The following is a 22,391-nucleotide window of genomic DNA, read 5'->3' as shown; positions in this document are numbered from 1 at the left end:
CTCGCGCACCGGCAGCGCGGGCAGCGCCACCCAGACGATCTACGCGGGTGTGGCGGACAAGGACAACAACCTCTACCGCTCGACCGACGGCGGCGCCACCTGGAGCCGCGTGCCGGGCCAGCCGACCGGCTTCGTGCCGCACAAGGGCGTGCTCGACCACGTCAACGGCTACCTCTACCTCGCCACGGGCAACACGGGCGGGCCGTACGTCGGCGAGGACGGCGAGGTCTGGCGCTACACGACCGCCACGGGCGCCTGGACCAACATCACCCCCGACCCGGACCCGTATTACGGCTTCAGCGGCTTCACCGTCGACCGCCAGAACCCGAGCACGATCATGGTGGCCAGCCAGGTCTCGTGGTGGCCGGACATCATCCTGTTCCGCAGCCTCGACAGCGGCGCCACCTGGACGCGGATCTGGGACTGGAACGGGTACCCGAACCGCACCTTCCGCTACACCCAGGACATCTCCTCTCACCCGTGGCTGACCATGGGCAAGACCTCCACGACCCCCGAGGTCGACCCGAAGCTCGGCTGGATGACCGAGGCGATGGAGATCGACCCCTTCGACTCCAACCGCCTGCTGTACGGCACGGGCGCCACGATCTACGGCACGACCAACCTCAAGCAGTGGGACACCGCCGGAGGTAAGATCACCATCAAACCGTTCATCGAGGGGCTGGAGGAGACCGCGGTCCTCGACCTGATCAGCCCGCCGTCCGGGCCGCCGCTGCTGTCGGCCGTCGGGGACATCGGCGGATTCGTGCACACCGACCTCGGCGCCGTGCCGCCGATGATGTACACCCAGCCCAACCTCGTCACCACGCGCAGCATGGACTTCGCCGAGCTCAGCCCGTCGAAGGTGGTGCGGGTCGGCGACAACGACACGGCGGGGGTGCACCGGATCGGCTTCTCGTCCAACGGCGGCGGCAGCTGGTGGCAGGCGAGCAGCGAGCCCGCCGGGGTCACCCAGGGCGGCAACGTGGCCATCTCGGCGGACGGCGGCGTCACGGTGTGGTCGCCGACCGGCGGTGCGGTGAGCCGCTCGACCGACTCGGGCAGCTCGTGGACGGCCTCCAGCGGCATCCCGGCCAAGGCCCAGGTACGGTCCGACCGGGTCAATCCGGCCAAGTTCTACGGGTACGCCGGGGGCAAGTTCTACGTGAGCCTGGACGGCGGCGCGTCCTTCACCCAGGCTCCGGCGACCGGCCTGCCGACCGGGGGAGCCGGGTGGGGCGTCGAGGGGGCCGGTGCGACGACGGTCAGGTTCAAGACCGTGCCCGGTAAGGAGGGGCACGTCTGGCTCGTGGGTGGTGCTCCTTCTACCGGCAAGTACGCGTCGGACGGCGTCTACGGCGTGTGGCGCTCGACGGACTCGGGCGCCTCGTTCACCAGGCTCACCAACGTGACGGCTGCCGAGAACGTGGGCTTCGGCAAGGCGGCGCCGGGCGGGTCGTACATGGCGATCTTCCTGGTGGGGCAGGTGGACGGGGTGCACGGGTTGTTCCGCTCCGACGACGCGGGGGCGTCGTGGGTGCGGATCAACGACGACAGGCACCAGTACGCCAACATGGGCGAGGCGCTGACCGGCGACCCGCGTGTCTACGGCCGCGTGTATCTGGGCACGAACGGCCGCGGCATCATCTACGGCGACCGCACCGGCCCAACCCCAACCCCAACCCCAACCCCAACGCCCACGCCAACGCCCACGCCAACGCCAACGCCCACGCCCACGCCCACCCCCACGGGTAAGGCCTGCTCAGCCACCTACACGCCGGGCGGCCAGTGGCAGGGCGGTTTCCAGGCCGAGGTGACCGTGAAGAACACCGGCTCGATCGCGTCCACCGCGTGGACCGTGAAGTGGGCCTTCCCCAGCGGCCAGACCATCACCCAGCTCTGGAACGGCGCCCACACCCAGACGGGCGCCAACGTGACGGTCACCAACGTCGCCTACAACGGCGGCCTGCAACCCAACGCCACCACCAGCTTCGGCTTCACCGGAGCCTGGTCCAGCGCCAACACCGCACCGACCGCTGTCACCTGCACACCCGCCTGACAACCCTCACCTGAAAAATCCCGATAAAAGAGACTGCCGCCCTCACAAAGGGGGCGGCAGCCGTACGAAGATCAGCCCTTCACCGCGCCGATGATCACACCCTTGATGAAGTGCCGCTGGATGAACGGATAGATCAGCACCACCGGCACCATCGCCAGCACCAACACCGCCATCCGCACCGACGTGACAGGCACCGCAGCGAGCCCCAGCCCGCTGGCGTCCATCACCCCACTGGCCGTCTGCATCGGCTGCCCCTGCAAGATGTACGTCCGCAACACCATCTGCAACGGCCACTTCCCACTGTCATCCAGATACAGCAACGCGTTGAAGAACGCGTTCCAGTAGGCGACCGCGTAGAACAGCCCGATCACCGCCAGAGCCGCCTTCGACAGCGGCAACACGATCTTCCGCAGGATGTGGAAGTCGCTGGCCCCCTCGATCCGCGCGCTCTCGATCACCTCAATGGGGATCGCCATGAAGAACGCACGCAACACCACCAGGTTGAACGCCGAGATCGCCGTGGGCAGGATCAGCGACGCGTAGGAGTTCATCAACCCCAGGCTGTTGACCATCATGTACGAAGGAATGATCCCCGGCCCGAACAGGAACGTGACCAGCACCAGGAACAACAGCGGCCGATGGAACAGCGACCCCGGCCTGGACAGCCCGTACGCGGCCAGCGCCGTGACGGCCAGGCTCAACGCCGTCCCGACCACGGTGATCCCGATGCTGACCATCAGCGCCCGCACCACGACGCCCCCGCCGAGCACCTCCGCGTACGCCTGGAAGCTGAACCCGTCGGGCACGATGACCAGCCCACCGGCGTCGTTGATGGCCTTGGGCGAGGAGATGCTGGTCAGCACCACGATGTAGATGGGAAACACCACGACCAGCGTCGTGAGGAGCAGGGCAAGCGCCTTGCCGATCTTGCCGGCGACGGACGGTTCCTCGTCCCAGGCCGGACGGATGACAGTACTCATGATCGTTGGTAGATCCCCTGCTCGCCGATTCTGTGCGCGATCTTGTTGGCCACGAGGATCAGGACGAGCCCGACGACGCCCTTGAACAGCCCGGCGGAGGCGCCGATGCTCCAGTCGCCGGTCCGCAGCCCCATCCAGTAGACGTAGGTGTCCAGCACCTCGGCGGCGCCCATCCCCACCGCGTCCCGCTGCAGGATGAACTGCTCGAACCCCACGTTGAGCGCGTCGCCCAGCCGCAGGATGAGCAGCAGCACGATGACCGGGCGCAGGCCGGGCAGCGTGATGTGCCACAGCCGCTGCCGCCGGGAGGCGCCGTCCACGGCTGCCGCCTCGTAGAGGTTGGGGTTGATCGTGCTGAGCGCCGCCAGGAAGATGATCATTCCCCAGCCCGCGTCCTTCCAGATCGCCTGGGCGGTGACCAGGCCGAGGAAGGTGTCCGGGTTGGTCATCAGGTCGATCGGGTTCATGCCCCAGTCGCGCATGGTCTGCGCGGTGAGTCCCGCGCCGCCGATCATCTGCTGGAACACGGTGACGACCAGCACCCAGGAGAAGAAGTGCGGCAGGTAGACGATGTTCTGGATCGCCGCGCGCAGCTTGGGCCTGAGCACGCCGTTGAGCAGGACCGCCAGCGCGATCGGCACGGGGAAGTAGAAGACGAGCTGGAACAGCGTGATCGTCAGGGTGTTCCGTACGGCATGCCAGAAGGCGGGCTCGCCCATCAGGTAGGTGAAGTTGCCCAGCCCCACGTAGGGGCTGTCGATGATGCCGTCGATCGGGCTGTAGTCCAGGAACGCGATCACGTTCCACAACGTCGGCACGTAGTGGAAGACCGCGAGCAGCCCGATCGCCGGCAGCACCATCACCAGGAGTTGCCAGTCGCGCCGGAGCCTAGACACGCCCGTTGTCCTTGAGGACCTTCATGAAGAAGGCCCGCGCCTCCTCACCGCCCGCGGTCTTCCACTCCTCGACGACCTGCGCCAGGTCGGTGAGGGGGCGGCGGCCCTTGACGATGTCCTTGACCTTGTCCTCTGTGGGCTGCTGCGCGGCGGCCAGCTTGGACGGGTCCTGCTTGCGGATGCCCTCGAAGGGGTACTTCTCGCGGCTGTTGTACCAGTTCAGCTTGTACTCGCCGGACTCCTTCAGGTAGCCGGGGTAATACTCGCTGTCCGGCTCCAGCTGGCTGGACAGGAAGAAGAACGTGGGCGGCTGCGCCTCCTGCTGACCCTTCTTGGTGTAGACGGGGAACTCGCCCGCCTTCTGCGTGTAGTGGGTGCCCTCCACGCCGTACCGCCACAGGTGGTACTCCTCGGTGCCGATCGGCGAACCGAACCAGTTGAGTATCCGCAGGATCTCCTCGACCTTCTCCTTCGGCAGGTCCTTGCGCAGGAACAGGTACATCCAGGCGGGCTCCTGGTACCAGCCGAACGGCGCGCCCCCGTCCGCCGTCCAGTAGATGGGCGCCATCGCGAACTCGGGGTTGATCGTGGCCTGCCGCTGGACGGCCTCGTGCCAGGCGCCGAAGCCGTCCTCGGCGATCACGGCCTGCCCGGCCTCGAAGAGTTCCTTGCCCGCGGGCGCGGTGATGCCCTGGGAGACGATCGTCGGGTGGACGAGCTCGGCCTCGTAGATCTTGCGCTGGAACGCGACCGCGTCCGCGTACTCCTTGGTCTCGTACCGGTGCACGAGCTTGCCGCCGTCCAGCCGCCAGTCTCGCGGGGCGCGGAAGGCGCGCTCGATCTCCTGCTGGATGCCGCCGAACGCCCAGCGCTTCTTCTTGGGGTCGGTGATCTTCCTGGCCAGCTCGAACAGTTCGTCCGCGGTCTTCCACGGCTGCGCGCCGAGCTTGGCGAGGATGTCCTGGCGATAGTAGGTGACCTTGACCGGGCTCATCCCCGGGTGGGGGACCGACATGAGCTTGCCGTTGAAGACGCCGAACGCCCACGCCTCCTCGGAGATGTTGGCCAGCATCGGATAGGCGGCCGACTTGTCGCCGGACAGGTAGGGGCCGAGGTCGGTGAAGAGCTTGTCGATGGTCCTGTCGAAGTCCGACAGGGTCTGGAGGATCCAGCCGGGGACCGCGGTGATCTCCGGGACGTTCCCGGCGGCGAGCATGGGGGCGAGCTTGTCGCCGTAGGAGTTGCCGTCGACGATGTTCAGCTTCACGGTCGCGCCGAGCGCCTTGTTGACCGCGTCGTTGTAGGCGTTGGGCGTGGGTGGCGGCGGGCCCCACAGCGGGGTCATCGCGGTGAACGAGCTGCCCTTGCCGGGAACCTCGGTGATCGCCTTGACCAGCGTGTCCGGATATTTCGTGAATCCGATGGAGACCGGGGTGTTCACGTCGGGGGTGACGCCCGCGTAGGGGATGTGCTTGGGAAGGAGTTGGGCCAGCTTGTCGACCGCCTCCGCCGTGCCGGCGCCCTTACGTGAGACTGGTGCGGTGGTGCATGCCGACAGCAGTCCGAGGCCGGCGAGGGCCAGAAAGCCGCGGCGGTTGGGCGTTGACATGGCGCGCTCCCTTCCTAGATGTAGGATTAGTTCGTCTGATAGCCAAACAAATTAGTCCAGGGTGACCGCCGCCACAAGGGCACACCGATAGGGCATGATGGAGCCAGCTTGGCCGAGCGGGAACGGAACCGATCTTGATCACTTTTACGACGAACCCCCAGCCGGCCGACTTCGCCGACGTCCGGGCGACCAACCTCGCGGTCGTGCTCCGCTTCGTCCGCGAGAACGCGCCGTGCTCGCGCGCGGACATCGCCGCCACCACCGGGCTGAACAAGGCGACCGTGTCGAGCCTGGTCGCCGACCTCATCGAGCGCAGGCTCGTGCGCGAGACCGGGCTGACGGAGAACCGGGTCGGCCGCCCCGCCACGATGCTGGTCCTGGACGGCTCGCCGTACGCGGCCATCGGGGTGGAGATCAACGTCGACCACATCACCGCGGTCGCCGTGGGCCTGGCGGGGGAGCAGTTGCTGTCGTGGCGGCGCGCCTTCTCCGCCGACCAGGGCGTGGCGGCCGTGGGCGCGGTGGTCAGGCGGGTGGTCAACCGCATGGCGAAGGACGAGCGCCAGGTGCTCGGGCTGACGCTGGCCGTACCAGGACTGGTCGACGTGCAGGGGCTGATCAGGGTCGCGCCCAACCTCGGCTGGCACGACTGCGACCTGAGCGGCGACCTGGCCAAGGTGCTGCGCGCGCCGGGCTTCCCGATCTCGGTGGACAACGACGCCAACCTGGCGGCCCTGGCCGAGCAGCGGTTCGGACCGCACGGCGGCGCGTCCAACCTCGTCTACCTCACCGGCGAGATCGGCGTGGGCGTCGGCGTCATCCTCGACGGGCAGCTGCGCCGCGGCGGCGCCGGCTACAGCGGCGAGCTCGGCCACGTCCAGCTCGACCAGGACGGCCCCGAGTGCAGGTGCGGCAGGCGCGGCTGCCTGGAGGCGCTCGCGGGCATCGGCGCGCTCGTCGGGCACGACCTGTCCCCGGGGGAGATCGAGGCCGAGGTCGAGGAGGTCGTACGGCGGGCCCGCGCGGGCGACGTCGCCCGCCTCGAACGGATGGGCCGCGACCTGGGCAGGGGCGTGTCGATCCTGACGAACGTGCTCAACCCGGAGGTCGTCGTGCTCGGCGGCTACTACGTGCCGCTGGCCCCGTGGCTGCTGCCCGCCGTCGAGGCCGAGGTGCGGGCCAGGACGATCGCCCCCGACGCCGGAGGGAGCCGCATCGTCGCCTCCACGCTTGGGCTCGACGCCGCCGCGCTGGGCGGCGCGGCGCGCGTCCTGGATTCGGTGGATTCGGGGAGTTTGCCGCACAGCTCTTGACGTGGTTCACACCGGGGAGCACCCTACGGTGATATGGAATCGAAGCGCTTCGACAGCGCCGATCTCACGCTGGACGAGAAGCTCGGACTGCTCCACCAGTACCAGGCGCCGATCGACCGGCTGGGCCTGCGCGCCTTCCGCACCGGGACGGAGGCGCTGCACGGCGTCGCCTGGCTCGGTCCCGCAACGGTGTTCCCGCAGGCGGTGGGGTTGGCCGCGACCTGGGACCCGGAGCTCGTCCGCAGGATCGGCGAGGCGGTCGGCGCCGAGGTGCTCGCCTTCCGGCACAAGGACGCCGGGCGCAACGTCTGGGCCCCGGTGGTCAACCCTCTGCGCGACCCCAGGTGGGGGCGGAACGAGGAGGGCTACTCCGAGGACCCCTGGCTGACCGGCGTCATGGCGGCGGCGTACGCGCACGGGCTTCGTGGGAGCGATCCCAACGTGCTCAGGACCGCGCCCACGCTCAAGCACTTCCTCGGCTACAACAACGAGACCGACCGCTGCGTCACCTCGAGCAACCTGCCGCCGCGCGTCCTGCACGAGTACGAGCTGCCCGCCTACCGCCCGGCCCTGGAGCAGGGCGCGGCCGTCGCGGTCATGCCGTCCTACAACCTGGTCAACGGCCGACCCGCGCACCTGTCGCCGCTGATCAACGAGGTGCTGCGGGCCTGGGCGCCGGACGACCTGCTCGTCGTCAGCGACGCGTACGCACCCGCCAACCTGGCCGGGCTGCAGGCCTACTACGAAGACCTGCCCGAGGCGTACGCGCACGCGATCAGGGCGGGCCTGGACAGCTTCACCCAGGACGACGACCGGCCAGAGGCCACGATCGCCCACCTCCGCGCCGCCCTGGAACGCGGCCTGCTCACCGAGGACGACATCGACCGGGCCGTCGGCCACACCCTGTCGATCAGGCACCGGCTCGGCGAGTCCGAGGAGATCGGCGAGGACGTCGTCAACTGCGCGGAACACCGGGCGCTGGCCAGGCGGGCCGCGCGCAGCTCGATCACGCTGCTGGCCAACGACGGCCTGCTGCCGCTCGCGGGCGTCACGAAGGTGGCGGTGATCGGCCAGCTCGGCGACGCGCTCATGGAGGACTGGTACAGCGGCACCCTGCCCTACGCCGTCACCGCCAGGGACGGCCTCGCCGCGCGGTGCGAGGTCGTCTTCTGCGAGGGCGTCGACCGGGTCAGGCTGAGCGCCGAGTACGGCGAGTTCGACCTGTTCGACTGGGGCGGTGGCGCCTACGCGCTGCGCGCCGTCGCCAACGGACGCTACCTCTCCGTGGACGCCGACGACCGCGTCGTGGCCGACCAGCCTGGGCCGAACGGGTGGGAGGTGCGGCAGACGTTCCGGCTGCAGGAGCGGCCGCGCGGCTCGATCGTGCTGCGCCACGTCTTCACCGGCCGCTACGTCGGCGCAGGGGGCAGGCTGGTGGACGACGCCGACGAGGCCGTCTCGCTGACCGTGGAACGCCAGGGCGCCGAGGAGGCGGCCGCGCTCGCCGCGCAGGCGGACGTCGCGGTCGTGGTGGTCGGCGACCACCCGCTGGTCAACGGCAGGGAGACCGAGGACCGCACGGACCTGTCCCTCCCGCCGGCACAGGAGGCCGTCGTCGAGGCGGTACGGCGGGCCAACCCGCGCACGGTGATGGTGATCAGCAGCGGCTACCCGGTCGCCTGGACCTCGCCCGTGCCCGCGGTGGTGTGGTCCGCGCACGGCGGCCAGGAGTACGGCCACGCGCTGGCCGAGGTGCTGTTCGGCGACGCGGACCCCGAGGGGCGGCTGACCCAGACGTGGTACCGGTCGGCGGGGGAGCTGCCCGAGCTGCTCGACTACGACATCATCGCCACCGACGCCACCTACCTGTACTACCGGGGCATCCCCGCCTACCCCTTCGGCCACGGCCTGTCCTACACCGACTTTTCCTACTCCCGGCTCGTGGTCGAGGTCGGTGAGACGGTGCGCGCGCAGGTCACGGTGACCAACACCGGCACCAGGCCAGGCGTCGAGGTCGTGCAGTTCTACAGCCACCAGCGCCGATCCCGCGTCAAGCAGCCCCTGCGGCGGCTCCGCGGCTTCGAGAAGGTACGGCTGGCGCCCGGCGAGAGCCGTACCGTCTCCCTGGAAATCCCCGTCGCCGACCTCGCCTTCTGGGACGTCACCCGGTCCAGGTTCGTCGTCGAGACGGCGCCGCACCAGCTCATGGCCGGGCGCAGCGCCACCGACCTGCGGGTCAGCGCGGCCTTCTCGGTCGAGGGCGAGACGATCCCGCCGCGCGGCTGGCCGCTGGTCGCCACTGACCACGACGCCTACGACGCGATCGCCTTCGTGGACGCGGCCAAGGTGTCCGGCGACGCCGTACGCTCCGAGGCGGAAGGGGCGTGGATCGCCTTCCACGACGTGGACATGGACGGAGGGACCGGCGTGATCGAGGCGGGCAGCGCCGAGGGCGGCGTCGTCACCCTGCGCCAGGGCGACCCGCTGCACGGGCGGGTGCTGGCGACCTTCCCCGTTCCGCGCACCGACCGGTACACGTTCGTCCAGGTCAGGTCGGAGCTTGCGGAGACCACCGGGGTGCACGATCTTTATGTGGTGTTCGAAGACGTCGGCATCACTCTCAGGAGCCTCGCTTGAGCGGCAGGACCGTCACGATCGCGGAGGTCGCCAAGCACGCGGGGGTGGCCGTCAGCACGGTCTCCTACGTGCTCAGCGGCAAGCGCACCATCTCCGCGGACACCCAGCGGCGGGTCCTCGACAGCATCAAGGCGCTCGGCTACCACCCCAACGCGGGCGCCCGCGCCCTGGCCAGCAAGCGGGCCAACGTGATCGCGCTGGTGCTGCCGCTGCGCGCGGGCATGCACGTGCCGGTGCTGATGCAGTTCGCCACCGCCGTGGTCACCGCGGCCCGCGCCTACGAGCACGACGTGCTGCTGCTGACCGCCGACGAGGGGCCTGAGGGCATCCGCAGGGTCGCGGCGAGCGCGCTCGTCGACGGCCTGGTCCTCATGGACATCGAGGAGCACGACGGGCGGGTGCCGCTGCTGCGCGAGCTGGCCGAGCCCAGCGTGCTCATCGGCTTCCCCGCCTCCTCCGCCGGGCTGACCTGCGTCGACCTCGACTTCTTCCAGGCGGGCGCGCTCTGCGCCACGCACCTGGCCGACCGGGGGCACACCGAGATCGCGCTGCTCGGCGCGCCAGCCGTGGTCTACTCGCGCGGCACCGGCTTCGCCCGCCGCACGCTCGCCGGGTTCACCTCCGTCGCGGGAGCTTCAGGGGTGGCCGTGCCGTGCGAGGAGACGTTCGACGAGGTGCTGGCGACCGTGCGCGGGCTGCTGGACGAGCGGCCGGGCCTGTCCGGGCTCGTCGTGCACAACGAGGCGGCCGTCAACCACGTGCTCGCCGCGCTCCGCCAGCTCGGCAGGCGGGTGCCCGAGGACGTCGCGGTGGTCGCGCTCTGCCCGGACGACGTGGCCGAGCGGGCCGGACCGCCGCTGACCTCGGTGCTGATCCCCGCGGAGGAGGTCGGCAGACAGGCGGTCATGCTGCTGATGGAAAAGCTGGAGGGCCGCGCCGTAACCGACGCGACCCTCCTCGAACCTCGGCTGACCGTACGGCAGAGCACATAGAAAAAGCGCGCCCCCTCGTCACGAGGGAACGCGCTCTTCTGCTTTTACCCAGAACCCAGGACACCAGCCCTCACGGTCTCATGACGACGGCCCGCCCCCTCGAGTTGAGGGTATGAAACCTCGTGCGTCACATAGCCGCAGCAGCTGACGAGCCTTTACCAGTCTCCTCCACCGAAGTCTCCGCCGCCGAAGTCGCCTCCGCCGAAGTCGCCCCAGCCGCCACCGCCGCCGTCGCCACCTCCGAAGTCGCCTCCGCCGCCGAAGTCACCGCCGCCGCCGTCGCTGTAGCCCTCGGAGTAGCCGGCGCCGTAGCCGCCGAAGCCGCCGCCCCACATGCTGCCCATCATGGTGCCGATGAACATGCCGGTCATGATGTCGCCGAAGCCGCCGTAGTAGCCGTAGGCGTACGGCGCGTACGCCGGGCCCGCGTCGTAGTAGGGCCTGCGCTGGCCGTTCACCATGACCTCGCGCATCTGCGGGTCGAAGCCGCGCTCCACGGCCTCCGCGTCCATCGCGCAGGCGGGCACGTCGCGCACCGCGCCACCGGGCGGGGCCCAGCGCACGTCGCGCACGGACGGGCCGTGCTGCGGGTTGAAGAAGCAGGGCGCGCGGCGCTCGGGGATCGGGGTCTTGTTGACCTTGGCCTTCACCACGGCCAGCGCGTAACGGCCGTCCTCGAGCGTCGTGGTGACGTCGCGGACCTGGTCCGCCTTGGTCACCGCGGCGAGCTGGGCCTTGGACTTCTCGTAGGAGTCGAGGGCCTGCTGCCACTCGGTGATGTGCTCGCCACCCGCACCGGCCAGGGAGACGTCGGTGTCGAGCGCGGTGATCTCCTCACCGAACTTCGTGACGTCCTCCTCCACGGTCTGCTTGACCATGGCCAGGTCGCGGGCCTCCTGCTCCAGGCGCTTCTTCTTCTTGTTCTTGGAGTAGAGGAAGTAGCCACCGCCGCCGACGACCGCGAGACCGCCCAGGGCGATCAGCACGCCGCTGCCGCCGCCGCCCGAGGCGGAGCCGGAGTCGAGCGCGGACTTCTTGTTGTTGGCGGCGAGGTCGACGCGCTTGGTGAAGTCGGCCATGCCCTTGACGATGTCGTCGTTGTTGCTGACCGCGAGCTGCGAGAGCCGGTTCACCAGGCCGGACTTGCCGAAGTTGCCCCCGGCGTACAGCGACTTGCCGTCGAGGACCGCGACGGCCCAGCGGCCGCCCTTGCCCGACGACTGCAACGTCTTGCCCAATGTGGTCAGGTAAGCCTTGGGGTCGGACACCGAGCCGTTGGGCAGCGCGGCGACGAACACCGGAGTGTTGGCGCTCTTCAGGTCGTCGCGGATCTCGGACTGCTGGTCCGAGGTCAGCGCGGAGCCCGACTCGACGTAGAGCGGGTCACCGCCCTTCCATTGCGCGACCACCGTGTTGGCGTCGGGTTCGGCCGCGGCGTGCGCGGCGGGGGATAGCGCGAGAATGACAAACAGACCGGCGGCCAGCGCAACGAGCGCGGCCCCTGCCCGGCGCAGCGAGTGGGTCATCGGCAGCAAGCCTCCTTCGCCCTTGAGGACGAACGGGCGATCGGCAAAGTTCCTCACGGTGAACGCTACCCGCTACACGTCCTTGATCTCGCAAATCACGGCACCTGACGTGACGGTCTGCCCCACCGCGGCAGCCAGCCCCGTGATGGTGCCCGCCTTGTGGGCGGTGAGCGGCTGCTCCATCTTCATCGCCTCCAGCACCACGACCGTTTCGCCCTCGGCCACGGTGTCCCCGTCGGCCGCCACGACCTTGACGATGGTGCCCTGCATCGGGCTCACCAGGGCGTCGCCGCTCGCCGCCTTCTTGGCCGCGCCGCCCGCCGTACGCTTCGGGGTCTTGTTCGCCGAGGGCGTAGAGGCGCCGAACCCCGCAGGCAGGACCACTTCGAGGCGCTTTCCACCCACTTCGACGGTGATGCTCTCCCGCGGCGACGGCTCGTCGACCTCGGCCGCGCCGGAGTAGGGCGGGATGGTGTTGTCGAACTCCGTCTCGATCCACCGGGTGTGGACGGTGAACGGCTCGGCCGTGAACGCCGGATGTTCCACGATCTCCCGGTGGAAGGGGAGAACGGTCGGCATCCCGTCGATCTCGAACTCGCCGAGCGCCCTCCGCGACCTTTCCAACGCCTCCGTACGGCTGCGCCCGGTCACGATGAGCTTGGCCACCAGCGAGTCGAATGTCTGCGGCACCGTCATCCCGGCCTCGTAGCCCGAGTCGAGCCTGACGCCTGGCCCGCTGGGCGCGCGCATCGCGGTCAGCGTGCCCGGAGCGGGCAGGAAGCCGCGCCCGGCGTCCTCGGCGTTGATCCGGAACTCGATGGAGTGGCCGCGCAGCGCCGGGTCACCGTACCCCAGCTCCTCGCCCTCGGCGACGCGGAACATCTCGCGCACGAGGTCGATGCCCGACACCTCCTCGGTCACCGGGTGCTCGACCTGCAGCCGGGTGTTGACCTCCAGGAAGGAGATCGTGCCGTCCTGGCCGACGAGGAACTCGCAGGTGCCTGCGCCGACGTAGCCGGCCTCTTTCAGGATGGCCTTGGAGCTGGTGTAGAGCAGGTCCATCTGCTCCTGGCTGAGGAAGGGGGCCGGGGCCTCCTCCACGAGCTTCTGGTGGCGGCGCTGGAGCGAGCAGTCGCGGGTGCTGACCACGACGACGTTGCCGTGCTGGTCGGCGAGGCACTGGGTCTCGACGTGGCGCGGCTTGTCCAGATATTTCTCGACAAAGCACTCGCCGCGCCCGAAGGCCGTCACGGCCTCGCGGACGGCCGACTCATACATGTCGGAAATCTCGTCAAAAGTGCGAGCGATCTTGAGGCCGCGCCCGCCACCGCCGAAAGCAGCCTTGATGGCGATCGGCAAGCCGTGCTCGCGGGCGAAGGCGAGCACCTCCTCCGCGTCCGCGACCGGGTCCTTGGTCCCCGCGACCAGGGGCGCGCCGACCTTCTGCGCGATGTGCCTGGCCTGCACCTTGTCGCCGAGCGCCGAGATCGCCGACGGCGGCGGGCCGATCCAGGTCAGCCCGGCGTCGATGACGGCCTGGGCGAAGTCGGCGTTCTCGGCCAGGAAGCCGTAACCGGGGTGGACCGCGTCAGCGCCGGTCCTGGCGGCGACCGCCAGCAGCTTGGCGATGTCGAGGTAGGTCTCGGCTGGCGACTGGCCGCCCAGCGCGTGCGCCTCGTCGGCGACCTTCACGTGGAGGGCGTCGAGATCCTGGTCGGCGTAGACGGCGACGCTGCCGATCCCCGCGTCCCTACATGCGCGGGCCACGCGCACCGCGATCTCGCCGCGGTTGGCGATGAGAACCTTCTGCACCGACGTCTTTCCTCTCTTTTTCACGGAGCCTATCGGCCCAGGTAGGCGCCACCGTTGACGTGGACCACCTGCCCGGTCAGGTGTCTGGCGCCCGGGGAGGCCAGGAAGAGCACGGTGTCGGCGACGTCGGACGGCGTGCCCGCCCTGCCGTTGCGGGTGCCCTCGACGCGGCGCTTGACGCCCTCGTCGGTGAGCCTGCCACGGAAGAACTCGGTCTCCACGATCAGGCCGGGCGACACGACGTTGGCGGTGATGCCGCGCGGGCCGAGTTCGGCCGCGAGGTCGGCGGTCCACGCCTCGATGGCCGCCTTGGCCGCGCCGTACGAGCCCGATCCTGTGCCGCGGGCGGCGATCGAGCCGATCGTGACGACCCGCTGGGTCAGCCTGGGGGTCAGCGCGGTGGTGACCAGGACGGCCGACATCAGGTTGGCGTTGAGGTTGGCCCACCAGGCCTCGGCGACGTCCATGAGGTCCTCGTCGGACTTGGCGCGGTCGAGGTTGGTGTTGCCGCCGGCGTTGTTCACCAGCACGTCCACCCGCTGGGGCAGCCTGGCGGCCGCCTCCTTCACGGCGAGGGGGCTGGCGGCGTTGAAGGGAAGGTATTCCGCGCCCAGCCGGGCGGCCGCGTCCTTGAGCACGTGCTCGCGGCGTCCCGTGATCGTGACCCGGTCGCCGAGCGAGACGAATGCGGCGGCGATCGCGTAGCCGATTCCGGTGCCTCCACCGGTCACCACAACCTCGCGCATAGGTGGAATGCTCCTTTGATCCGAATAATCCTCTGGACGACCATAGCCGCTCGGTATAACCCGGGGCGACGGCCGGGTGGGCCGCCTATGGTGAGGGCGCCTATCCCACGTTCAGGAGGTACGCATGAGCCAGAGCCTGCTCGGTGGCAATCCCGGTGAGATGCAGCAGATGGCCACGCAGTTCACGCAGCAGTCGGAGACCGTGCGCGCCACGATGACCGCACTCGACCGCGAGGCGGCCAAGGTCGGCACCGCCTGGACGGGCCCTGGAGCCGAGCGGTTCAACGGCGCCTGGCAGAACTACCGCGCCGCGTTCCAGCGGATGGCGGAGGAGCTGCAGGAGGCGTCCCGCGTCATCAACACGTATCGAGGCAACATCGAGTCGGCCACGCGCTGAATTCTTCGTGACGAAGCCCCGGTTCGCCGGGGCTTCGTCATGTCTGGGGCGCGTGGGACTGATGTGATGGTTTTGGCAAAAACTACAAGATGTGGCGATTCATGACTATTGTGTTGACCGCTACTCCAGAGACTGACGCATAGGGGAGAGTTCTATGGGCGACCAGAAAGTCGGCGGTGTCATCGCTGACATGGAGAAGATGTCCTCGACCTTCAAGACGCAGGCGGGGGCTGTGACCGACGCCAAGAAGGCGCTCGAGGCCGAGGCGGCCAAGATCCCGGCTTCGTGGTCCGGTCCGAACGCCGACAAGTTCAAGACGGCTTGGGACGCCTACAAGGCCTCCTTCGACAAGGTCTCCCAGGCTCTCGATGAGGCTCAGGACGGCATCCGCAAGAACAAGGAGGCCATCGCGGCCGCCACGGGCGCCGGCTGATCGCTTGACGGAAAGGAGCTCCCCGGCCGTGGCCGGGGAGCTCTTCTCGTTCTGGTGGGCTCAGTCGCGGGTCAGCGGGGTCGCCACGCACACCTCGTTGCTCTCGGGGTCGGCCAGGACCCAGAACCCCGGAGCCTCCTTGTCCGACACCAGGCGCCCGCCCGCCGCGAGCGCCGCGGCGATCCGCTCCTCGGCCAGGTGGTGCGGGACCCAGACGTCGAAGTGCACCCGGTTGCGCTGCGGGCGCGGGGCGTCCATCTGCTGGAACCAGATCGCCGGGCCGCGACCGCGCGGGTCCACGATGTCCTCCGGCCCGTCGCCGCGGTCCACATAGGCGAGTACGGCCCGCCAGAAGGGCAGCACGTTCGCGATGTCCAGCGCGTCGATCGTCACCTGGACGGTCTGCACCGCCGACGGGTCGGCGGGAATGCCCAGCTCGCGCGCCGCCGCGGAGATCCGCCGCGCCAGGTCCACGGCACTGGCGCTCAGGCCGTAGTAGCCGTCCTCGATGGTGATCAGCCGTACGGTGACCCCGTCGTGGCGCAGGTCGAGGGCCACGCCGTCCAGATCGGCTATCGCGGCCACCAGCTTGGCGCCGCTCGCCGTACGGAAGTGTGCGCAGGCGCCCTCGCCCAGCACCCGCCAGTCCTCGACGCCCTCTGACTCGCGGAACTGCCGCGCGGAGATGTGTTCGCTCATGGAGTGCACTCTTCCGTGAGTTCCCGACATCTTCTGTCGTATATATGAGAACGTGCGCGCCTCCCGGATGATGACCCTGCTTCTGCACCTCCAGGTCCACGGCCAGGTCAGTGGCAAGGAGCTGGCCAGGCTGCTGGAGATCAGCGAGCGCACCGTGCAACGCGACGTCGAGGCGCTGGTCGCGGCCGGGATCCGGGTGCGCTCCACGCGCGGGCCCGCCGGTGGGTACCGGCTCGACGGCGGCTATCGCACGCGGCTCACCGGGGTGGGGCTGGACGAGGCCGGAGCGCTGGCGTTCCTCGGGCTCGCCGGGCCGGCGCAGCAGCTCGGGTTGGGTGAGCTGCTCGAAGGGGCGCGCATCAAGATCTTCGCGTCGCTGACGGGGGAGGCCCGGGAGCGGGCCCGCCGTACGGCCGAGCGGTTCCACCTCGATCCGGTGCGCTGGTACACGACGCCGGAGCCGGTGCCCTGCCTCACGCAGCTCGCCGAGGCGGTGTGGCGGGAACGGCTGGCGCGCCTCGAATACGTGCGTGGAGGGTCTGCGGTGTTCCGCGAGGTCGCGCCGATGGGGCTCGTCCTCGCGTCGGGCGACTGGTACCTCGTGGCGATGCGCGACGGGCAGCGCCGCACCTACCGGGTCTCGCGGGTGCGCTCGGTGGAGCTCCTCGACGCCCCGGTCGTCCGGCCTGCGGGGTTCTCGCTGGAGCAGGCGTGGGCCGAGGCACGTCAGGAGCTGGAGAACGAGAAGACCTCGATCGTGGTACGGCTCCGCGCCTCGCCCGCGGTGATGCCCCGCCTGAGGCGCCTGGCCCCGGTGCCCGGCCAGGCCGGCATCCCGGTCACGGCCACCGAGGAGCAGGAGCTGACCGTGCCTTTCGACGACGAGGCCTGGGCCTGCGAGGCGATCCTCAGCATGGGCGCCGCGGTCGAGGTCCTCGAACCCGCCTCCCTCAGGGCGAGGGTGGCCGACGAGCTCCGAGCCGCCGCCCGCCGGTACGGTGGCGGGCCATGAGGGTGGTCGTTGTCGGAGGTAGCGGGTTTCTCGGTGGCGAGCTCGTCCGGGTCCTGGCGGCGGGCGGGCACACGGTGGTCGCGACGTATCTGAGCCGTCCCGGGGATTTTGCCGGGGTGGAGTGGGTGCGGGTTGACGTGCGGGATCGTGAGGCGGACTACGGGCTTCTGCCCGACGTCGTGGTCAACGCCGCATACCGCCAGGCGGACTGGGAGACGACGGCGCTGGGCGGGGCGAACGTGGCGCTGGCCGCAGCCAGGGCGGATGCGCGGCTGGTGCACGTGTCCAGCGACGCGGTCTTCTCCGGGAAGGCGGTGACCTACACCGAGGACAGCGTCCCCGATCCGGTCACGCCGTACGGCGCGGCCAAGGCGGCGGCCGAGGTGGCAGTTCAGGCGATCGTGCCGGAGGCGGCCGTCGTCAGGACGTCGCTGATCGTGGGGGACGGCGGGTCGTCGCACGAGAGCTTCGTGCGCGCACTGGCCGACGGGCGGCAGGACGGGGCGCTGTTCACCGACGTGGTGCGGTGCCCCGTGCACGTCGCTGACCTCGCGGCTGCGCTGGCCGAGCTGGTCGTAGCGCCTCGGCCGGGGATGCACCACGTGGCCGGGGCCGATGCGGTGAGCAGGTACGAGCTGGGCCGCCTCATCGCGGAGCGCGACGGTCTCGACCCGGCCGCCCTGCCTTCCACCGCCCGCGGCGAAGGCCCGCTGGACATCCGCCTGGACTGCGCCGCCACCCAACGCCACCTGCGCACCCGCCTGCGTGGCGCGCGGGAGTTCCTTTCAGGCGCCTGACAGGTCGGGTGGGCTCTCGCCGTTCACTCGCTCCCCTGTGCGACCTGGATGAGCTCCCACATGCCGCCGACCACCATCAGGCCGCGGCCCGCCGGGCCTGAGCCGGTGGCCAGGCTGCGGGGGAGGCGGACGCCGAGCAGGTCGCCCTGGCCGGTCGCGGTGGGGCGCAGGAGCAGGCCGGTCCTGGTCTTCTTCATCGCGACCACAGGGCCGCGGTACATCGAGTCCAGGTCCTCCACGCTGCCCGCCGCGATCACCAGGTTGCCCGAGTCGCGCAGCTCGGCCACGTAGTCGGTCAGCCACTCGGCCAGCTCGCTGTCGTTGCCCAGCAGCTCCAGGTCGTCGACGAGCAGGACGAACCGGCCGGGGCAGGCCGCGAGGGCCGCCTTCACCTCGTCCGGCGCCGAGTCGCCGGTGAACGACGCGGCCAGGCCTGGCAGGTCGCGGACCGGGCTGCGGCGCGGGGTGAGGGCGATGGCCGAGTAGCCGCGGCCCAGCAGCCACTGACCCATCGTGAGCAGCGCCGTGGAACGCCCCGTCTTGGGCGGACCGGCGATGATGATGCCTGGCCCGTGCTCCTCGGCGCGGAAGTAGCGCAGCCCCAGCGTGTCGCCGCCGACGCCGAACAGCACCGCGTCGGACGGAAGCGCGTCGTCGGCCAGCGCCAGCGCCTCGTTCACGCTGATCGTCGAGGGCAGCGCGTCGACGCGGAACGGCCGCAGGTGGCGCGGCACGTCCCCGGCGCGCAGCTTGGCCTCCTTGCCGATGTGGTGCAGCGCCGCCACCTGCGCGGTGCCCGCCGCGTCGGCCGCCAGCAGCGCCGTCTGCACCTCGCGCAGGCCGACGGAGGCGCGGAAACCGCGTCCCGGCGGGAAGTGGTCGGGCACGTCCTTGGCGCGGATGCCGACATAGCCGTAGTCCATGGTGTCTGTCAGCTTGAGCACGAGGCGGTCGTCGAACAGCGTCGAGATCCGCCCGACCAGCGTCGTACGGTCGCCCGACATGATCACCTTGACGCCCGCACCCGCGCCTTCCTGGAGGATCTGCAGCCACTGGTCGATGAGCTTGCCGCTGTCGTAGGACTCGAAGGCGGCGTAGAAGCCCTCCCACCGGTCGAACAGCACCAGGATGTACGGCATGCGCTCGTCGGGCGGCACAGCCGCGCGCTGCTCGGTGACGTCGGCGAAGCCCTGCGAGGCCAGGAACTGCTGCCTGCGCGCGATCTCCCCGAGCAGCCGCTCGGTGAGCCTGGTGAGCCGGTCGGGCGAGTCGCGCCCGATGACCGCGCCGGTGTGCGGCAGCCCGACGAGCGGGAGCAGCGCGTTGTTGCCGCAGTCGACCGCGTAGACGTGCACGTCGCGCGGGTCGGTCTGCTGCCCGACCGCGCCCGCGATGGCGCGCAGCACGGTGGAGCGGCCGCTGCGCGCCGAGCCCGCGATGAGCAGGTGCCCCGAGGCGGCCAGGTCGTAGGCCTCGCTGGCCCGCTGCTGCTGGGACGGGATGTCGGCGAGGCCGAGGGGCAGCTTCGTCCAGGCGCCGGTCGGCTCCAGCGAGTCGAGCATGAGCGACTCGGGCAGCGGCTCCAGCCAGGGGCTGCGCTGCTTGTCGATGCCCATGGCGGCAGCCGTACGGCTGATCGTGTCCACGAGGACGCCGAGGTCGGTGATCATCGAGCCGTCGTCCTCGTCGTCGCCCTTGCGCGCGGGCGGCGGGCCGCCGAGTCGCGACCAGTTGACCGGGTTGATCTCGATGAACTCGGCCTTGGCGTTGCCCTGGCCGGGCCGCCGCCCACCGATGCGGGCCGACTGCACGGCGTGCAGCGAGGCGGCGCCGGAACGCACGTAACAACGGCCGGGCGTGGTCTTCGAGATCTGCGCGGCGATGGGGGAGTTGATCACGTCGACGGACTCGTCGTTGCTCGTCACGCGCAGCGCGATGCGCAGGTTGGTGTTGGCGGCGATGTCGGGGGTGACCACACCGCCGGGCCGCTGGGTGGCCAGGATGAGGTGCACGCCCAGCGAACGGCCCCGCCTGGCGATGTCGACCAGGCCGACGATGAAGTCGGGCAGCTCCTGCACCATGGCGGCGAACTCGTCGATCACCAGCAGCAGCCTGGACATGGGTTCGAGCGGCGTGCCCTGGTCCTTGAGGTCGTTGTAGTCCTCGATGTCCTTGGCGTCGGCGTCGAGCAGCATGTGCTCGCGCCGCTTGAGCTCGGCGGCCAGCGACTCCAGGGCGCGCTCGGTCAGGTGACCGTCCAGGTCGCTGACCATGCCGACGGTGTGCGGCAGCTTGGCGCAGTCCTTGAACGCGGAACCGCCCTTGTAGTCGATGAGGACGAAGTTCATCTCGTCCGGCCGGTTGGCCACGGCCAGCGAGGCGATGATCGACTGCAACAGCTCCGACTTGCCGGCGCCTGTGGTGCCGGCGACGAGGCCGTGCGGGCCGTCCAGGCGCAGGTCGATGGTGTAGATGCCGTCCTGGCCGATGCCGATGGGCACCCGGGTGGTACGGCCGCGCGACCAGAACGACTGGATCTGCTCCGGCGCCGGGTCGGGCATGCGCAGCAGGTCGAGCAGCCGGGCGGCGCTGGGGATCGCGGCGTCGGCGTCCTCGCGGCTGACGTCGCGCAGCGGCGCCATCGCCCGGCCGAGGCGGTCGCACCACGGCACGCCTACCTGGTCGGCGATGACGTCCTCGGTCTGCATGCCGCCGCGCAGCCGTACGAAGGCAGGCCTGTCCATGTCGCAGACGGCCACCGTCGTGCACTCTTCCGGCAGCAGGCGCTGGTCGTCGTCGATGCAGACGGAGTAGACGCCCACGGTAGGTCCGTGCTGCAGGACCTGCGGCATGCCGGGCAGGCTGCGCAGGACGCGGGCGCCGTCGAGCACGACGAGGATGTTGTAGGGGCGCTCGGTGGCGTAGCCGTCGGCGAAGACGTTCGGCTTGTTGCCTCCTGCGAAGCCGCCGCCGAAGTCCATCGACGCCTTCTTCGACGCCCGGCGCGCCTGGATCTTGTTGACCAGCTCGCCCACGCGGCGCGCGGCCGACTCCGGGTCCGAGCCGACCATCGCCACGCACTCCTCGCCCTCGTGCGGCGCGCTGTGCGGCAGCCAGCGCACCCAGTTCCAGCTCGCGTCGCCCTCGTGGTCGGCGGACAGCACCACGATGGCCAGGTCGCGCGGGCTGTGCATGGCGGCGGCCTGGGCCACCAGCCAGCGGGCCAGGCCGCGCGAGGTCTGCCGCGCGCCGGTCAGGCCGAGCACGCCGACGTCCGGCATGGGGATGGACATGGGTACGGCGTGCGAGAGCGGAACCTTGGGCAGCGCCCGGTCGTCGGCCCTGCTGCCGTGCTCCACGATGAGCTCGATCATGGCCGGCTGGTCGGCCACGCCGATGCGCAGGTGCAGCGTGTCCGCGTCGTGGATGCGCCGCTCCCACAGCCTGCGCCGGGGCCCGGTCGCGGTCAGCAGCACGTCGGCCGGGTCGGGCAGCTCGTGGCGGCGGTCGGCCTGGTCGTCCAGGCGCAGCATCTCCAGGGCGTTGGCGAAGTTGTCGCGCTTCTCGCGGAAGTCCTTCATCGCCTGCTTGTGCGACTTGCGGCCGTGCCTGCGGTCGCTGTACCACTGGCCGATCATCGACATCGGCGTCAGCAACGCCATCAGCAGGAACAGCGCCTGGCCGAACGCGATCGCCATGACCACGCCGCCCAGGCCGAACAGCACGCTCGACAGCAGTTGCAGCCGCTGGTACTGCGGGCGCTCCGGCTCGATCGGCACCTCGATGGGCCGCGTGCGCGGCGGGCCGCCCAGGCGCGGCGGCCGGTTGTAGGCCAGCCCCGCGCCCTCGGGCAGCGGCGTGAGGTGCGCGTCCGGCGTCTCCGGCAGGCGCAGCATCATCACCGAGGCTCCGGCGATGAGCACCTGACCGGGCAGCCACGGCGTGGGCGCCATCAGCTGAACGCCTTCCAGCAGCACGTAGGAGCCTGGCGCTGCCTCGACGATGACCTGCTGGGCCGTCACGTGGACGGAGGCGGCGTGCGGCATCGTGTTGGGGTCGTCGAGCGCGATCGTGCAGCCGCGCGAGGTGCCCATGGTCGCGGTGCCGAACCCGAGCCGGTGCACGGAGCCCGCGTTGGGGCCGCTGGCCAGCCGGACCTCCACCACTCCTGTGGGCTCGCCGCGATGGGTGGCCGCGGCGGCGGCCGGGTCGAAGGCCACGATGTCGCCGTCGCGCAGGACCATGCCCGCGGGGGTGCCCGGGTCGACCATGCGCCCGTTGACCCACATGCCGCCGAGTTGGCCGGCCTGCTGGTGCACCTGGCCGCTCTGCCAGGCAGGGTGGGCGTAGACCTGGGCGCGGGACTCACCGAGCGATTCCCCGAGGACGGCGGCGAAGCGGCCGGCGGTGGTGGCGTCGTCGGCTTGCGCGACCACGTCTCGCGGCCCGTGTTGCGTGAGGGCCGTGAGGGAGATGCGCATCTTGT

At 70.3% G+C, this 22,391-nt stretch carries 16 protein-coding genes; 8 read left to right on the top strand and 8 right to left on the bottom strand.

Annotation, left to right across the window (positions count from 1 at the left end):
- Positions 1–49: 49 nt before the first annotated feature.
- Positions 50–2,056, top strand: a complete 2,007-nt coding sequence (locus tag ACIBG8_RS23885; RefSeq protein WP_397345122.1) for a cellulose binding domain-containing protein — start codon at positions 50–52, stop codon at positions 2,054–2,056.
- A 71-nt stretch (positions 2,057–2,127) separates the two neighbouring features.
- Here the strand turns inward: ACIBG8_RS23885 and ACIBG8_RS23880 are convergent, their stop codons facing one another.
- From ACIBG8_RS23880 to ACIBG8_RS23870, 3 genes are read right to left on the bottom strand one after another with little or no spacing between them, the layout of a single operon-like run.
- Entirely contained in the window at positions 2,128–3,036 is a 909-nt protein-coding gene (locus tag ACIBG8_RS23880) for a carbohydrate ABC transporter permease (RefSeq protein WP_397345121.1), read from the bottom strand.
- Entirely contained in the window at positions 3,033–3,932 is a 900-nt protein-coding gene (locus ACIBG8_RS23875) for an ABC transporter permease (RefSeq protein ID WP_397345120.1), read from the bottom strand. The genes ACIBG8_RS23880 and ACIBG8_RS23875 overlap by 4 nt, the downstream gene beginning before the upstream one ends.
- Positions 3,925–5,541: an extracellular solute-binding protein gene (locus tag ACIBG8_RS23870; RefSeq protein ID WP_397345119.1), complete on the bottom strand. Its 1,617-nt coding sequence runs from the start codon at positions 5,539–5,541 to the stop codon at positions 3,925–3,927. Before ACIBG8_RS23870 ends, ACIBG8_RS23875 begins: the two co-directional genes overlap by 8 nt.
- Before the next feature lie 134 nt (positions 5,542–5,675).
- Between ACIBG8_RS23870 and ACIBG8_RS23865 the strand changes: the two genes are divergently transcribed.
- Genes ACIBG8_RS23865 through ACIBG8_RS23855 form a run of 3 tightly spaced genes read left to right on the top strand, consistent with a single transcriptional unit; the run spans position 5,676 to position 10,483 of the window.
- The gene (locus tag ACIBG8_RS23865; RefSeq protein ID WP_397345118.1) at positions 5,676–6,854 is read left to right on the top strand and encodes an ROK family protein; all 1,179 of its coding nucleotides are present in this window, start codon (positions 5,676–5,678) and stop codon (positions 6,852–6,854) included.
- A gap of 33 nt (positions 6,855–6,887) precedes the next feature.
- The gene (locus ACIBG8_RS23860; protein WP_397345117.1) at positions 6,888–9,491 is read left to right on the top strand and encodes a glycoside hydrolase family 3 C-terminal domain-containing protein; all 2,604 of its coding nucleotides are present in this window, start codon (positions 6,888–6,890) and stop codon (positions 9,489–9,491) included.
- Positions 9,488–10,483 (top strand): LacI family DNA-binding transcriptional regulator, encoded by a 996-nt coding sequence (locus ACIBG8_RS23855; protein WP_397345116.1) that lies wholly within the window; start codon positions 9,488–9,490, stop codon positions 10,481–10,483. Before ACIBG8_RS23860 ends, ACIBG8_RS23855 begins: the two co-directional genes overlap by 4 nt.
- Positions 10,484–10,638: 155 nt before the next feature.
- Here ACIBG8_RS23855 and ACIBG8_RS23850 read toward each other — a convergent pair whose 3' ends face one another.
- From ACIBG8_RS23850 to ACIBG8_RS23840, 3 genes are all read right to left on the bottom strand, one after another.
- Entirely contained in the window at positions 10,639–12,009 is a 1,371-nt protein-coding gene (locus ACIBG8_RS23850) for a hypothetical protein (RefSeq protein WP_397345114.1), read from the bottom strand.
- A gap of 72 nt (positions 12,010–12,081) precedes the next feature.
- Positions 12,082–13,821 carry an acetyl/propionyl/methylcrotonyl-CoA carboxylase subunit alpha gene (locus ACIBG8_RS23845; RefSeq protein ID WP_397345113.1) on the bottom strand — a complete coding sequence of 580 codons (1,740 nt, stop codon included), beginning with the start codon at positions 13,819–13,821 and terminating at the stop codon, positions 12,082–12,084.
- 29 nt (positions 13,822–13,850) lie between these two features.
- Positions 13,851–14,567 (bottom strand): SDR family NAD(P)-dependent oxidoreductase, encoded by a 717-nt coding sequence (locus ACIBG8_RS23840; RefSeq protein WP_397345112.1) that lies wholly within the window; start codon positions 14,565–14,567, stop codon positions 13,851–13,853.
- A gap of 124 nt (positions 14,568–14,691) precedes the next feature.
- Here ACIBG8_RS23840 and ACIBG8_RS23835 point away from each other — a divergent pair, with 124 nt between their 5' ends.
- Positions 14,692–14,964 carry a WXG100 family type VII secretion target gene (locus ACIBG8_RS23835; protein WP_397345111.1) on the top strand — a complete coding sequence of 91 codons (273 nt, stop codon included), beginning with the start codon at positions 14,692–14,694 and terminating at the stop codon, positions 14,962–14,964.
- Positions 14,965–15,118: 154 nt separating this feature from the next.
- Complete coding sequence (locus ACIBG8_RS23830) at positions 15,119–15,397, top strand: WXG100 family type VII secretion target (RefSeq protein ID WP_397345110.1); 279 nt, start codon at positions 15,119–15,121, stop codon at positions 15,395–15,397.
- A gap of 60 nt (positions 15,398–15,457) precedes the next feature.
- On the opposite strand, the gene ACIBG8_RS23825 is transcribed toward ACIBG8_RS23830, so the two are convergent.
- Positions 15,458–16,096, bottom strand: a complete 639-nt coding sequence (locus ACIBG8_RS23825; RefSeq protein WP_397345109.1) for a VOC family protein — start codon at positions 16,094–16,096, stop codon at positions 15,458–15,460.
- Between the two features lie 67 nt (positions 16,097–16,163).
- On the opposite strand from ACIBG8_RS23825, the gene ACIBG8_RS23820 reads away from it, so the two are divergent.
- Complete coding sequence (locus ACIBG8_RS23820; protein ID WP_397345108.1) at positions 16,164–17,108, top strand: helix-turn-helix transcriptional regulator; 945 nt, start codon at positions 16,164–16,166, stop codon at positions 17,106–17,108.
- A complete protein-coding gene (locus ACIBG8_RS23815; protein WP_397345107.1) occupies positions 17,105–17,905 on the top strand; it encodes a sugar nucleotide-binding protein in 801 nt (266 codons plus the stop codon). The genes ACIBG8_RS23820 and ACIBG8_RS23815 overlap by 4 nt, the downstream gene beginning before the upstream one ends.
- A 23-nt stretch (positions 17,906–17,928) precedes the next feature.
- Here the strand turns inward: ACIBG8_RS23815 and ACIBG8_RS23810 are convergent, their stop codons facing one another.
- Positions 17,929–22,386: an FtsK/SpoIIIE domain-containing protein gene (locus tag ACIBG8_RS23810; RefSeq protein ID WP_397345106.1), complete on the bottom strand. Its 4,458-nt coding sequence runs from the start codon at positions 22,384–22,386 to the stop codon at positions 17,929–17,931.
- Positions 22,387–22,391: the final 5 nt, after the last annotated feature.

Source organism: Nonomuraea sp. NPDC050556, assembly GCF_044457355.1.
Lineage (GTDB): Bacteria > Actinomycetota > Actinomycetes > Streptosporangiales > Streptosporangiaceae > Nonomuraea.
This window is presented reverse-complemented; position numbering and strand designations above follow the sequence as displayed.

Coding starts and splice junctions, on each gene's coding strand:
- ACIBG8_RS23880 (WP_397345121.1), bottom strand. CDS start 3,036: ATGAGTACTGTCATCCGTCCGGCCTGGGACGAGGAACCGTCCGTCGCC.
- ACIBG8_RS23870 (WP_397345119.1), bottom strand. CDS start 5,541: ATGTCAACGCCCAACCGCCGCGGCTTTCTGGCCCTCGCCGGCCTCGGA.
- ACIBG8_RS23860 (WP_397345117.1), top strand. CDS start 6,888: ATGGAATCGAAGCGCTTCGACAGCGCCGATCTCACGCTGGACGAGAAG.
- ACIBG8_RS23850 (WP_397345114.1), bottom strand. CDS start 12,009: ATGACCCACTCGCTGCGCCGGGCAGGGGCCGCGCTCGTTGCGCTGGCC.
- ACIBG8_RS23840 (WP_397345112.1), bottom strand. CDS start 14,567: ATGCGCGAGGTTGTGGTGACCGGTGGAGGCACCGGAATCGGCTACGCG.
- ACIBG8_RS23835 (WP_397345111.1), top strand. CDS start 14,692: ATGAGCCAGAGCCTGCTCGGTGGCAATCCCGGTGAGATGCAGCAGATG.
- ACIBG8_RS23830 (WP_397345110.1), top strand. CDS start 15,119: ATGGGCGACCAGAAAGTCGGCGGTGTCATCGCTGACATGGAGAAGATG.
- ACIBG8_RS23825 (WP_397345109.1), bottom strand. CDS start 16,096: ATGAGCGAACACATCTCCGCGCGGCAGTTCCGCGAGTCAGAGGGCGTC.
- ACIBG8_RS23820 (WP_397345108.1), top strand. CDS start 16,164: ATGATGACCCTGCTTCTGCACCTCCAGGTCCACGGCCAGGTCAGTGGC.
- ACIBG8_RS23815 (WP_397345107.1), top strand. CDS start 17,105: ATGAGGGTGGTCGTTGTCGGAGGTAGCGGGTTTCTCGGTGGCGAGCTC.
- ACIBG8_RS23810 (WP_397345106.1), bottom strand. CDS start 22,386: ATGCGCATCTCCCTCACGGCCCTCACGCAACACGGGCCGCGAGACGTG.